We start from the raw sequence: 13,042 nt of genomic DNA, 5'->3' as shown, positions 1-13,042 counted from the left end.
ACTTCTCACTCCTCTTCACTCACTCCTGGCCCGCGCATTGAAGCCCGCCGCCCACGGCCCCATCTCATCCGCTCAGACATCCTCTTGCGGAGCACCCATGGAATCGTTTCACGCCACCACCATCGTCTGCGTGCGCCGCGACGGCCGCGTCGTGATCGGCAGCGACGGCCAGGTCACGCTGGGCAACACGGTGATGAAGGGCAACGCGCGCAAGGTGCGCCGGCTCGGCAAGACGGGCGAGGTGGTGGCCGGTTTCGCCGGCGCCACTGCCGACGCCTTCACCCTGTTCGAACTGTTCGAGCAGAAGCTCGAGAAGCACAACAACAACCTCACCCGCGCCGCGGTGGAAATGGCCAAGGAATGGCGCACCGACCGCCGCTTCGGCCGACTGGAGGCGATGCTGGCGGTAGCCGACAAGGAAACCTCGCTGCTGATCTCCGGCAACGGCGACGTGGTGGAACCCGAGCACGGGCTGATCGCGATCGGCTCTGGCGGCCCGTTCGCCCAGTCCGCCGCGATGGCCCTGCTGGAAAACACCGACCTGGACGCCCGCACCATCGTCGAGAAGGCGCTGAAGATCGCCGGCGACATCTGCATCTACACGAACCACAACGTGTCCATCGAGGAGCTGGGAACAGGGAATGGGGAATAGTCAGAGCATTTCCTGGTAGCCCACGCTTTTCCGATTCCCTGTTCCCCCTCCCCTGTTCCCGGCGAAGCCCATGTCCGAACTCACCCCCCGCGAAATCGTCAACGAACTCGACCGCTACATCATCGGCCAGCACGACGCCAAGCGTGCGGTGGCGGTGGCGCTGCGCAGCCGCTGGCGACGCATGCAGTTGCCGGTGGAGATGCGCAACGAGATCACCCCGAAAAACATCCTGATGATCGGGCCCACCGGCGTGGGCAAGACCGAGATCGCGCGGCGGCTGGCGACGCTGGCGAACGCGCCGTTCGTGAAGGTCGAGGCGACCAAGTTCACCGAGGTGGGCTACGTCGGCAAGGACGTCGAGTCGATCATCCGCGACCTGGCCGACGGCGCCTACAAGCTGACCCGCGAGCAGGCGATCAAACGCGTGCGTTCACAGGCCGAAGACCGCGCCGAGGATCGCATCCTCGATGCGCTGCTGCCGCGCCGGCAGTCCTCGCCGACCGACTGGAGCCACGACGCACCGGCCGCTCCCGCCATCGACAGCGACACCCGCCAGAAGCTGCGCAAGCAGCTGCGCGAGGGCGCGCTGGACGAGCGCGAGATCGAGCTGGATTTCGCCATGAACGTGGGCGTGGAGATCATGTCGCCACCGGGCATGGAGGAGATGGGCGCGCAACTGCGCCAGATGTTCCAGAACCTGGGCGGCGCCAAGACCCAGACCCGCAAGCTCGCGATCAAGGCGGCCCGCCCGCTGCTGATCGACGAGGAGGCCGGCAAGCTGCTCAACGACGAGGAGATCCGCGCCCAGGCGATGGAGAACGCCGAGCAGAACGGCATCGTCTTCATCGACGAGATCGACAAGGTGGCCCAGCGCAGCGACCACGGCCACGCCGGGGTCAGCCGCGAGGGCGTCCAGCGCGACCTGCTGCCGCTGGTGGAAGGCTCCACCGTCTCGACCAAGTACGGCCCGATCAAGACCGACCACATGCTGTTCATCGCCTCCGGCGCGTTCTCGCTGGCCAAGCCCTCGGACCTGATCCCCGAGCTGCAGGGCCGACTGCCGATCCGGGTCGAGCTCTCCGCGCTCAGCGTGGACGACTTCAAGCGGATCCTGCGCGAGCCGAACAACGCGCTGACCAAGCAGTACGTGGCCCTGCTCGGCACCGAGGGCGTCACCATCGAGTTCGCCGACTCCGGCATCGACCGCCTGGCCGAGGTGGCGTTCCAGGTGAACGAGCGCACCGAGAACATCGGCGCCCGCCGGCTGCACACCGTGATGGAGCGTCTGCTGGAAAAAATCTCCTTCGAAGCTGCGGATAAATCCGGCGAAAAATACCAGATCGACGCCCAACATGTAGACAACTCCCTCGCCAACCTGGTTCGTGACGAGGATCTCAGCCGCTACATCCTGTAAAGCCGGCAGATCACCCCGATCTGCTAAAATGGACATCGTGAACAACGTTATCGAACTGAAAAACACCGGCCAGCGCGCCCAGTTGCGCGAGGCGCAACAGAAACAGACGCTGATCCGGTTGTGGCGTGAAGACCTCGAACACGGCAGCTTCTGCGGTTACGTGGGCGGGGTGGGGCGGGAGTTCTTCCTGCTCTGGGTGGTCGGCGACGGCATCACCTACGACGGCATGTACGTGATGCGGCACCGCGACATCTCCGAGCTCGAAGCACCCGACAAGCACCATGCCTTCTTCGAGAAGGCGCTGGCGCTCAAGCACATCCTGCCGCGGATGCCGCGCGGCTTCCCGCTGGACAGCATCCGCGAGGTGGTCCAGGCCGCCGGCGCCCAGGCACCGGTGATCGGCGTGCACGTGGACAGCGAGGACGAGTCCGAGGTCTGCTACATCGGCCGGCTGGTCAGCGTCGAGGACGACGGCTTCTACATGCAGGAACTCAGCCCGGACGCGGAGTGGATGCGCGAGGTCTCGTTCTTCAGCTGGGACGAGGTCTCCACCATCAGCATGGAAGACAGCTACGCCCAATCCCTGCTGGCTGTGGCCGGCCCCGCCCCGGCCCTGCTGCCCGGCGACGCCAGCGGCCTCGGTCGCGCGCCCTCGCCCTGAACCCCTCCTCCCGTAGATACCGTCTTGCCTCTCGTCAGGCAAGTGCGGTTTTGGGATCAAAAAATTTGCCGGAACGGATGACGCCCCAGGCGATGTGGAGCAGCTTGCGCATGGCTGCGCCCAAGGCAAGCTTGCGCGGCTTGCCGCGGGCTACCAGCCGATCGAACAAGGCACGCACGGCCACGTTGTGGCGGATGGCCGTCATCGCCGGCATGTAGAGCTTGGCGCGTAGCAGTGCATGACCCAGCTTGGACAGGCGACTTTGCCCCGCCCATTTGCCCGACTCGCGGATGGCGGGATTCATGCCGGCAAAGGCATCGAGCTTGCGCGGGTCGTCGAACCGGCGCAGGTCACCAGCGCATCCCAGCACAAAGGCCGCGGTGAGTTCGCCAATCCCGGGAATGGAGGACAGCAGATCGGTATCCCGGCGCAGGCCCGGGTCCGAGTCGATGTGGTTGTTGATTTCCTTCTTCAGCTCCGCGATCTGGGCGTCCAGCGTCTCCATCACGTCGGTGATGGAGCCGTGCACCGCACGATCACTGACATCCAGCCGGTTGCGTTCCATCTGGCGCATGCCCTCCAGGTCGTTCAGCCGGTGGATCAGGGCGCGCAACTTGCGCTGGGCGGGCGTCGGTGGTGTCCACGGACGCAAGGAGGTGCCTACCTGCAGCTGCGCCATCGCAAAACGGGAAATCAGCTTGGCGTCCGTGCGATCGGTCTTGGTGCGCGACAACTCGCTCTTGGCATAGGCGGCGACCTGGGCCGGATTGGCCACGTAAACGGTCACGCCGCGCTCCACCAGGAAGGTGGCCAGTGCCTCGTGGTACACGCCCGTCGCCTCCATGCACACCGCCGCTCCCGGCGCGTGGTGATCCATCCAGTCGCCCAGCATGTCAAGGCCCGCGGGCGTGTTGGGTAACTTGCCCTTGGTGCGGTACTTGCCCTTCGATTCCAGCGGCATGGCCACGTCAAAGGTGGCTTTGGCCACGTCGATACCCACCATCGGTTCGGTCATTGCAGTCAATCCTCATGAACGTTCGGACATCCGATCATCGAAGATCCGCCAAGCCGATCCTTACGCGTGCAGGCTCACGCCGGGGCGGGCCTAAGATACCGTTGCAGCTTGCGGCAGATAAAACGGAACGGGGGCGCGAATCTACGGCGCTGGCGCAAAGCCAAGGGAGCCCGACGGCGTCACCCCGTTCCCACCGATGATCAGTCGGCGATTCTCGTCCAGTCGCGAACCAGAATCGACACATAAGGAGCCCGCTTGCGGGCGATGCCTTTTTGGCCGGGAATCGGGAATCGCAAAAGCATTAAGAGCATCGCCCGCGAGCGGGCTCCTGCGGGGTTGCGGTCGCACCCAACTCGTCGCGCCAACGGGTAAGCTTTCAGATTCATCCTGAAAGCCCGTCCGCCGTGGAGCACGCATGAGCCGCATCGTCGTCGTCGGCAGCATCAACATGGATCTGGTCACCCAGGCGCCGCGCTTCGTCGGCCCCGGCGAGACCATCCTCGGCGAACGCTTCCTCACCGTGCCCGGCGGCAAGGGCGCCAACCAGGCGGTTGCTGCCGCGCGGCTGGGCGCCGAGGTAGCCCTGGTCGGCGCGCTCGGCCGCGACGCCTTCGGCGACCAGCTGCACGCCGGCCTCGCCGCCGAACACGTCGACCTGACCCACGTCGCGCGCCTCGACGACAGCGCCAGCGGCACCGCCTCGATCACCGTCGCCGGCGGCGAGAACCAGATCATCGTGGTGCCCGCTGCCAACACTCGCGTCACGCCCGCCCACGTCGAAGCCGCGCGTTCGCTGCTCGAACGAGCCGACGCCGTGCTGGTGCAGATGGAAATCCCGCTGGAAACCGTCGAAGCCACCGTGCGCCTGGGCCACCGCCTCGGGGTGCCGGTGATCCTCAATCCTGCCCCCGCGCAAAAACTGCCCATCGACTGGCTCAAACTCGCCCGCTACGTCACCCCGAACCAGCACGAGCTGGCGATCTTGCTCGGCGCCGATCCCACCGAAGACTTCAAGGCGCTGATGCAACGCGCCCCATGCCCGGTCGTGCTCACCCGCGGCGGCGAAGGCGCCTGGTATCGCGAACAGGGCGAACCGCTGCACCAGCCCGGCTTCAGGGTCGACGTGGTCGACAGCACCGGCGCCGGAGACACCTTCAACGCGACGCTGGCGGTGTTCCTGAAAGAAGGCCTGGCCGCAGCGGTACGCAAGGCCTGCGCGGCCGCCGCGCTGTCGGTGACGAAGCTGGGCGCGCAGGGCGGCATGCCCACCGGGCGCGAGCTGGACAGGTTCCTCGCGTAGCGGCGCCGACGGGCTATTTGCCGATGCAGAACGAACTGAAGATCGCGCCGAGCAGGTCGTCGCTGCTGTAGTGGCCGGTGATTTCGCCCAGCGCGTGCTGGGCTTGGCGCAATTCCTCGGCAGCGAGTTCGCCGGCGCGGGTGGTGGCAAGGATGGCGGCGGTGCGATCGAGATGGTCGCGCACGGACTGGAGGGCGAGCACGTGGCGGCGTCTGGCGCTGAAGGCGCCTTCGCCGCTGCCGGCGCCGGCGACGTGCTTGAGGTGGTCGCGCAGGAGATCGAGGCCGTCGCCGGTTCTGGCAGAGGCCCATAGCCAGTAGACGCTTTCGCGCCATTCGTCATGCGCGGCGAGGCCGTCGCGGTCGATCTTGTTGACCAGCACGATGCGCTCTACCTGGGACGGCAACGCGGCGAAGAAGGCGAGGTCGGCGCCGGCGTGCGCGGCGTCGGTGACCAGCAGGGCAACGTCGGCGCGTTGCAGTTCGCCGTGGGCGCGGCGCACGCCTTCGCGTTCGACTTCGTCTTCCGTATCGCGCAGGCCGGCGGTGTCGGCCAGTTCCAGCACGATGCCGTCGAGGCTCAGGCTTTCGCGCAGCACGTCGCGGGTGGTGCCGGCGATCGGGGTGACGATGGCACGGTCGCTGCCGGCCAGCGCGTTGAGCAGGCTGGATTTGCCGGCGTTGGGGCGGCCGATGATGACCACCTTGAGTCCGTCGTTGAGGCGCACGCCGCGTTGCGCTTCACGCAGCAGGTCGGCCAGTTCGCGGCGCAGCTTGGCGAGTTGCGCGGTGATGACGGGGTCGGCGAGGAAGTCGATTTCCTCTTCGGGGAAATCAATCGCCGCCTCGATGTGCACGCGCAGCGCGATCAGCGCTTGCAGCAGCGCGCCGACCTTGCGCGAGAACACGCCTTCCATCGATTGCAGCGCGGCCCGCGCACCGGCCTGCGAGCGGGCAGCGATCAGGTCGGCGACGGCTTCGGCCTGGGCCAGGTCGAGCTTGCCGTTGAGGAATGCGCGTTCGGTGAACTCGCCTGGGCGCGCCAGTCGCGCGCCAAGTTCGCAGCAGCGGCGCAGCAATGCGTCCAGCAGCACGGCGCTGCCGTGGCCCTGCAGCTCCAGCACATGTTCGCCGGTGTAGGAGGCGGGGGCGGGAAAGTAGAGCAGCAAGCCGCGGTCGATCAGTTCGCCGGCGCCATCGCGAAACGCGGCGAAGTGGGCATGGCGAGGTTGCGGTGCGCGGCCGAGCAGGGTTTGCGCGATGACTGGCGCGGCGGGACCGGAGACGCGCAACACGCCGACGCCGGCCGCGCCGGGGGCGCTGGCGATGGCGGCGATGGTGTCGGTGGTCTCGGTGGTCATGGGTGGACTTTACAGGGCGGTGCGAGTCGGGATGGATGCGATGTCCTTCGACTCCGCCGCGACGCCAGAAACGAAACAGCCGCGACGGTCGCCCGGTCGCGGCTGTCGGTTGCCCGTTCGGCGAAGAGCTACGCCGCCTTGGCCCTGACCTCGCCTTCGCGATCGATGTGGTGGGTCACCCACCACTGCTGGCCCAGCCCGACCAGGCCGTTGACCGCGTAGTACAGGCACAGGCCGGCGGGGAAGAAGGCGAACATCACGGTGAACAGCAACGGCATCACCTTCATCATCTTCGCCTGGGTCGGGTCCATGCCCGCGGCGACGGGGTTCAGCCACTGCGTGCCGAGCATCACGATGGCGTAGATGATCGGCAGGATGTACCACGGATCGGGCGCGCTGAGGTCGGGAATCCACAGGAACGGCGCGTGGCGCAGCTCCAGGCTGTACTCGAGCACGAAGAACAGGCCGTAGAACACCGGCAGCGTGATCAGCACCGGCAGGCAGCCGCCCATCGGGTTGACCTTCTCCTTCTTGTACAGCTCCATGGTGGCTTGCTGCATCTTCTGGCGGTCGTCGCCGTAACGCTCCTTCAGCGCCTGCAGCCGCGGCGTCAGCTTGCGCATGCGCGCGCTGGAGCGGTACTGCATCGCGGTGAGCTTCCAGGTCAGGCCCTTGATCAGCAGCACCAGCAGGATGATCGCCACACCCCAGTTCCTGGTGATCGCGTGGAACTGCGACAGGATCCAGTGCATCGGCACGGCGATGGCCTTGAACATGCCGTAGTCGATGGTGAGGTCGAGCCCGGGAGCGATCGCATCGAGCGTGCCCTGCCGGTTCGGGCCCACGTACAACCGCGCTTCGGTGGTCAGGCTCTGCCCGGCGGCCACGTTCAGCGTCGGGCTCATCGTGCGGATCAGGTAGCGCGGGTGGGCGCTGTCCGGATCGATGGTCTGGGTGACGTAGTGGTTGGTCTGGCTGGCCGGCGGAATCCACGCGGTGACGAAGTACAGGCGCAGCATCGCCGCCCAGCCGCCCTTGATCTCGCTGTCGAGCGCGTCTTTCTTCTCGCCGAAATCCTTGAAGCCGAGCTTCTCGAACTTCTCGCCGGTGTACCAGGCCGCACCGATGAAGCTGCGCTGCTCGGGATCGGTGTAATGGCTGAACCAGCTGGACGGTTTGGGCGGCGCGATCCGCTGCAGTTGCTGGTAAGCGTTGCCCTGCCACGGCGTGTTGCCGCCGTTGTCGATGCGCTGGCTCAGGTCCACCACGTAGCTGCCGCGTTTGAAGGTGTAGGTCTTGGTGACCGCCAGGCCGGCGGCGTCGCGCCAGGTCAGCGCGACCTGGAGTTCGTCCTGGCCCGGCGCCAGGGTGTAGCTGGTCTTCTCGCTGTGGAACAGCGCCAGGTGGTTGGGCTGGTCGGCCGGCGCGGTGTCGCTGCTGCTGACCAGGCCGTTCTGCGCCACGAAGTAATGCGTGGGGCTGTTGTCCAGCAGCACGACGGGCGGCGGGGTGGGGTTCTTGTGGGTCGGCGCCTGCTGCGGGTAGGCCAGCAGTTCGGCGTGCACCAGGCTGCCGCCGCGGGTGTCGATCGTGAGGTGCAGGACGTCGGTGTCGACCGTGATCAGCTGCGCGCTCGCGGGTGCCGATGGCTCATGGGTAGCGACGGTTGCCGCCGTGCTCGAAGGCGCGGCGCTCGACGCGACCGCCATCGCGGCGGGAACGCTGCCGTCCGCCGACGTCGGGACGGCCTGGCTGGCGGTGGCTGCAGGGGTCGGCGCCGGCTTGGGTGCGTGGTCGTTTTCCCAGGCCATGAACAGCAAATAGGCCACGGCCAGCAGGGCAAACAGGAGGAAGTTGCGCGTTTGATTCATCGCGTAGCAGATCCGGGTAACGCCACGACTCGAGGGTCTCGCCGCGGAAGCTTGGAAAAAGGTCAGCGCTCGATTGTGGGGGGACCGTCGATTCGCTTCAATGGTTCGGCCGGGTCAGCCGCGCGGGCCGGCAGCTTTTGCCACAGGGCTTCCAGCTCGCCCAGCAACTCCGGCCCGGGCACGCCGGCGGCCTGTTCGCGCGCCATCACCATCAGGTCGATCGCGGGAAGGCGGTGGCGCACGCGCCGGAACGACTCGCGCACCAGACGCTTGATCCGGTTGCGCTCCACTGCGCGCTTGGACACCCGCTTGGAAATGGCCAGGCCCAGCCGCGCGCCGCCCAGCTCGTTGTCGCGATAGCGCAAATGAAAACAGCGGCCGCCTGCGCGTCCGCTGCTGTTTCGCAAGGCGGCGAATTCACCGGGCCGACGCAGCCGCGCCTCGCGCGGCAGACCGGCGCTGGACATCACGCCGCGCCCGATTACGGGATCAGGCGCTTGCGGCCCTTGGCGCGACGGGCGTTGATCACCTTGCGGCCGTCGGCGGTGGCCATGCGTGCGCGAAAACCGTGGGTACGGGCGCGCTTGAGCTTGCTGGGCTGGAAGGTCCGCTTCATGGGTTGCTCCGAAGGGAATGTGAGTAAAAGGTTGGAGAGTATGTCCGGTTGGGGCCGCGGCTGTCAAATCGCGCCAGCTCGCGCCTTGCGCGACGCGGCGACGGTGCCGGTCCGGCACCGCGGGGGCTGCTGCTAGACTAGCCCATCACCCTGCGCGCAAGCGCCCCAAGTCGTGGTTGATCGAATTCATGAGTGATCTGTGGCGGCGCTGCCTTGAGCGTCTGGAAGGCGATCTGAGCGCCGAAGACCTGCACACCTGGCTGATGCCGCTGCAGGCGCGTGACGATGCCGACGGCTTGCAGCTGTTCGCCCCCAATTCCTACACGCTGGACACGGTGCGCCAGCGCTACCTGGCGCAAATCGAGCAGGTACTGGGGCAGCTGGCTGGCCGCGCCATGCCGGTGCGGCTGGAGGTGGGTTCCAGTGTACGTCGGGCGGAGCCGGCCAAATCGGCGGCAGCCACGCCCACCCGGCCCGCCCCTGCGGCGGCGACGCAGGCTTTCCACCACAATCTCGACCCGCATTACACCTTCGAAACCTTCGTCGAGGGCAAGTCCAACCAGCTCGGCAAGGCCGCCGCGATGCAGGTGGCCACCAACCCGGGGCGCGCGTACAACCCGCTGCTGCTGTATGGCGGCACCGGCTTGGGCAAGACCCACCTGATGCACGCCGCCGGCAACCTGATGCTGGAGCGCAACCCGGGTTGCAAGGTGATGTGCCTGAACTCGGAGCAGTTCGTCGGCTCGATGATCGAGGCCTTGCGCGCCAAGAGCATGGACGAGTTCAAGCGCCGCTTCCGTTCGGTCGACGCGCTGCTGATCGACGACATCCAGTTCTTCGCGGGCAAGGACACCACGCAGGAGGAATTCTTCCACACCTTCAACGCGTTGTTCGAGTCCAAGCAGCAGATCATCCTCACCTGCGACCGTTATCCCAAGGAAGTGGACAAGCTGGAGCCGCGCCTGAAGTCGCGCCTGGGCTGGGGCCTGAGCGTGGCGATCGAACCGCCGGATTTCGAGACGCGCGCGGCAATTTTGCTGTCCAAGGCACACGACAAGAGCGTGGCCATGGACGAGAGCGTGGCGATGCTGCTGGCCAAGCGCATCCGCTCCAACGTGCGCGACCTGGAAGGCGCGCTCAACACGCTGGCGGCGCGTGCCAACTTCTACGGGCGGCCCATCACCACCGATTTTGCCGAGGAGACCCTGCGCGACCTGCTGGCCACGCACGCCCAGGCGGTCACCATCGCCAACATCCAGAAGATCACCGCCGAATACTTCAACGTGCGCCTGCAGGACCTGCTCTCCAAGCGGCGCGTGCGCTCGCTGGCGCGGCCGCGGCAGATCGCGATGACCTTGTCCAAGGAACTGACCGAGCACAGCCTGCCCGAGATCGGCGAGGCGTTCGGCGGGCGCGACCACACCACGGTGATGCACGCCTGCAAGACGATCCGCAAGTTCCTCGAAACCGACGTGCGCATGCGCCAGGACTGGGAACAGTTGATCCGCACGCTCACCGGTTGACGCGCGCGCGGGCGGGCCTGCGCGCCGGGAATGCGCGAGAATGCGGGGCAAGTTGGGGCCAAGCTGTGGATAATGGGTGGATGAATGGACCTGCCAGGTTATCCACAAGTCATGCACTGCCTGGCCGGCCCCCACTGCACACCGCAAATAGACCGTAACAAGTTGATTTTGCTGACAAAAACCGACAAAAACCGGTTCTCCACAAGTACAACAACAGCCACTACACTTCTTTTCAAAAGAAAGAACAGCAGGTAAAGGGAAGCCCACCATGCAATTCAGCATCCAACGTGAAGCTCTGCTCAAGCCGCTGCAACAGGTAGTGGGTGTGGTCGAACGGCGCCAGACGCTGCCGGTACTGGCCAACTTGCTGTTCAAGGTGGCAGACGGTCAGGTCTCGCTTACCGGTACCGACCTGGAAGTCGAGATGATCGCGGTCACCGAGGCGGAGAAGCTCGCCGACGGCGAGATCACCATCCCGGCCCGAAAGCTGTTCGACATCGTGCGCGCATTGCCCGACGGCGCCCATATCGAGCTGAAGTTGAACGGTGACCGCGTGGCACTGCACGCCGGACGCAGCCGGTTCACGCTGACCACGCTGCCGGCCAGCGAATTTCCCACGGTGGACCAGATCGAGGTGGTCGAGAAGGTCAACCTGCCGGAGGAGGTGCTGCGCGACCTGATGGAGCGCACGGCGTTCGCCATGGCCAACCAGGACGTGCGCTACTACCTCAACGGCATGCTGCTGGACCTGCAGGAACACAGCCTGCGCTGCGTGGCCACCGACGGCCATCGCCTGGCGATGAAGCAGACGGAGCTGCAGAGCTCGGTGAGCACCCGCCGCCAGATCATCATCCCGCGCAAGGGCGTCAACGAGCTGATCGGCCTGCTGGAAGGCGGTGACGGCGAGGTGGAGCTGGAGTTCGGCCGCAACCATCTGCGCGTGCGCCGAGGCAATGTCACCTTCACGTCGAAGCTGATCGACGGTCGCTTCCCGGATTACGAGGCGGTGATTCCGCTGGGTGCGGACAAGACCGCCACGCTGGACCGCGAAGTTCTGCGGGGGGCGCTGCAGCGCGCAGCGATCCTGTCGAACGAGAAATACCGCGGCGTGCGGCTCGAACTGTCGCCAGGCAAGCTGCGCATCGTGGCGCACAACCCGGAACAGGAAGAAGCCGTGGAGGAGGTCGAGGCCGACACCCATGTCTCCGACCTGGCGGTGGGCTTCAACGTGGGTTACCTGCTCGATGCCCTCGCGGCCCTGCGCGGCGACAAGGCGCGCTTGAGCCTGCGCGATGCGCAGTCCAGTTGCCTGGTGCAGGAGCACGACAACGAGCAGGCGCGCCATGTGATCATGCCGCTGCGGCTCTGACGCGGCTCTCGTGGTCGTTGCGATCAGGCGTCGTCACCAGCAGCGCCGGGGTCTCCGCAGGGAGCCCCGGCGTTGTCGTCTGGGGTGTCGGTCCGCATGAGGCTGGAACAGTTGCGTATCTGCGGCTTGCGCTGCCTGACCGATGTCAGCCTGGCGCTGGACCCGGCAATCAACGTGTTCATCGGCGACAACGGTGCCGGCAAGACCAGCGTGCTGGAGGCCGCTTTTCTGCTTTCGCACGCACGCTCGTTTCGTTCCGGCGCGCGCGAGGCGCTGGTGCAGCGGGGCATGGCGCAACTGGCCTTATTTGCCGAGGTGCGCCAGCGCGATGAGTCTGATGTCGAACGCTTGGGGCTGGGGCGTTCGGGCACGCGCTGGGAGGCGCGTATCAACGGCGAGGCCGCGTCGATCGGCGAGCTGGTGCAAGCCTGCGCGGTGGTCTGCTTCGAGCCTGGCTCACACGCGCTGATCGCCGGCCCGGCCGAGGAGCGTCGGCGCTATCTCGATTGGGGCGTGTTCCACGTGGAACAGGATTTCCTGGCGCTGTGGCGGCGCTGCCAGCGCGCGCTGAAGCAGCGCAACAGCTTGCTGCGCGCGGGAGTGACGCCGTCGGATGACCTGTGCGAACCGTGGGAACGGGAGCTTTCGCAGGCCGCAGAACGCATCGACTTGCAGCGCCGCGCTTACCTGGACCGCTTGCGACCTTGCCTCGAAGTCAGCATGGCGGCCTTGCTGCCGGAGTTGGGTGCGATGGAACTGCGCTACCGCCGTGGCTGGTCGGACGAGCTGCCGCTTGCCGATCAACTGGCGACGCAGCGCGGCCGGGATCAGGCGCGGGGGCACACCAGCCTGGGTCCACACCGCGCCGATTGGACGCTTTCTTTCGAACGGGCCCCGCTGCGCGAGCACCTGTCGCGCGGCCAGGAGAAGCTCGCTGCGCTGGCCTGCGTATTGGCGCAAGCTACCCTGTATGCACAGGAACATGGCGACTGGCCGGTGGTGTGCCTGGACGACCTTGCCTCCGAGCTGGACCAGTCGCACCAGGCGGCTGTGGTGGCCGAACTGCAAGACGTCCACGCCCAGGTGCTGCTGACCGGCACCGAATTGCCGCCGGCGTTGCAGGCGACCTCCTCACGCGTGTTCCACGTGGAACAAGGCCAGATAGCGCGCCTGCTATAATCGAAGGGTTGCACCTTTCGCGGGTTGCATAACCCTTGCCCGGCCGATCACGGCGCCGCGTCGGGCCGGGTCGCTGGCGCCA

12 protein-coding genes are annotated in these 13,042 nt (G+C 66.5%); 7 read left to right on the top strand and 5 right to left on the bottom strand.

Annotation, left to right across the window (positions count from 1 at the left end):
- The first annotated feature begins 97 nt into the window (after positions 1–97).
- The 3 genes from hslV to ACFCQI_RS07245 all read left to right on the top strand — a co-directional run bounded on the left by hslV (position 98) and on the right by ACFCQI_RS07245 (position 2,727).
- Complete coding sequence (gene hslV, locus ACFCQI_RS07255; protein WP_395120772.1) at positions 98–652, top strand: ATP-dependent protease subunit HslV; 555 nt, start codon at positions 98–100, stop codon at positions 650–652.
- A gap of 70 nt (positions 653–722) precedes the next feature.
- Positions 723–2,066 (top strand): ATP-dependent protease ATPase subunit HslU, encoded by a 1,344-nt coding sequence (gene hslU, locus ACFCQI_RS07250; RefSeq protein ID WP_395120771.1) that lies wholly within the window; start codon positions 723–725, stop codon positions 2,064–2,066.
- Between the two features lie 28 nt (positions 2,067–2,094).
- Positions 2,095–2,727 (top strand): hypothetical protein, encoded by a 633-nt coding sequence (locus tag ACFCQI_RS07245; RefSeq protein WP_395120770.1) that lies wholly within the window; start codon positions 2,095–2,097, stop codon positions 2,725–2,727.
- A gap of 34 nt (positions 2,728–2,761) precedes the next feature.
- Here ACFCQI_RS07245 and ACFCQI_RS07240 read toward each other — a convergent pair whose 3' ends face one another.
- Positions 2,762–3,742 carry an IS110 family transposase gene (locus ACFCQI_RS07240; RefSeq protein ID WP_395118692.1) on the bottom strand — a complete coding sequence of 327 codons (981 nt, stop codon included), beginning with the start codon at positions 3,740–3,742 and terminating at the stop codon, positions 2,762–2,764.
- A 415-nt stretch (positions 3,743–4,157) separates the two neighbouring features.
- Here ACFCQI_RS07240 and rbsK point away from each other — a divergent pair, with 415 nt between their 5' ends.
- Complete coding sequence (rbsK, locus tag ACFCQI_RS07235; protein WP_395120769.1) at positions 4,158–5,042, top strand: ribokinase; 885 nt, start codon at positions 4,158–4,160, stop codon at positions 5,040–5,042.
- Positions 5,043–5,055: 13 nt separating this feature from the next.
- On the opposite strand, the gene mnmE is transcribed toward rbsK, so the two are convergent.
- From mnmE to rpmH, 4 genes are all read right to left on the bottom strand, one after another.
- Positions 5,056–6,402 (bottom strand): tRNA uridine-5-carboxymethylaminomethyl(34) synthesis GTPase MnmE, encoded by a 1,347-nt coding sequence (mnmE, locus tag ACFCQI_RS07230; protein ID WP_395120768.1) that lies wholly within the window; start codon positions 6,400–6,402, stop codon positions 5,056–5,058.
- A gap of 128 nt (positions 6,403–6,530) precedes the next feature.
- Positions 6,531–8,273, bottom strand: coding sequence for a membrane protein insertase YidC (gene yidC / locus ACFCQI_RS07225; protein WP_395120767.1), 1,743 nt, complete (start codon positions 8,271–8,273; stop codon positions 6,531–6,533).
- 62 nt (positions 8,274–8,335) lie between these two features.
- Positions 8,336–8,740: a ribonuclease P protein component gene (gene rnpA, locus ACFCQI_RS07220; RefSeq protein WP_395120766.1), complete on the bottom strand. Its 405-nt coding sequence runs from the start codon at positions 8,738–8,740 to the stop codon at positions 8,336–8,338.
- Between the two features lie 14 nt (positions 8,741–8,754).
- On the bottom strand, positions 8,755–8,889 hold the full coding sequence (rpmH, locus tag ACFCQI_RS07215; RefSeq protein WP_007809828.1) for a 50S ribosomal protein L34: 135 nt from the start codon (positions 8,887–8,889) through the stop codon (positions 8,755–8,757).
- Between the two features lie 188 nt (positions 8,890–9,077).
- Here rpmH and dnaA point away from each other — a divergent pair, with 188 nt between their 5' ends.
- The 3 genes from dnaA to recF all read left to right on the top strand — a co-directional run bounded on the left by dnaA (position 9,078) and on the right by recF (position 12,960).
- On the top strand, positions 9,078–10,412 hold the full coding sequence (gene dnaA / locus ACFCQI_RS07210) for a chromosomal replication initiator protein DnaA (protein WP_395120765.1): 1,335 nt from the start codon (positions 9,078–9,080) through the stop codon (positions 10,410–10,412).
- A gap of 268 nt (positions 10,413–10,680) precedes the next feature.
- The gene (gene dnaN, locus ACFCQI_RS07205; RefSeq protein ID WP_395120764.1) at positions 10,681–11,781 is read left to right on the top strand and encodes a DNA polymerase III subunit beta; all 1,101 of its coding nucleotides are present in this window, start codon (positions 10,681–10,683) and stop codon (positions 11,779–11,781) included.
- 96 nt (positions 11,782–11,877) lie between these two features.
- Positions 11,878–12,960, top strand: a complete 1,083-nt coding sequence (gene recF / locus ACFCQI_RS07200) for a DNA replication/repair protein RecF (protein WP_395120763.1) — start codon at positions 11,878–11,880, stop codon at positions 12,958–12,960.
- Positions 12,961–13,042: the final 82 nt, after the last annotated feature.

The sequence above is a fragment of the Rhodanobacter sp. FW102-FHT14D06 genome, from assembly GCF_043950705.1.
Lineage (GTDB): Bacteria > Pseudomonadota > Gammaproteobacteria > Xanthomonadales > Rhodanobacteraceae > Rhodanobacter.
This window is presented reverse-complemented; position numbering and strand designations above follow the sequence as displayed.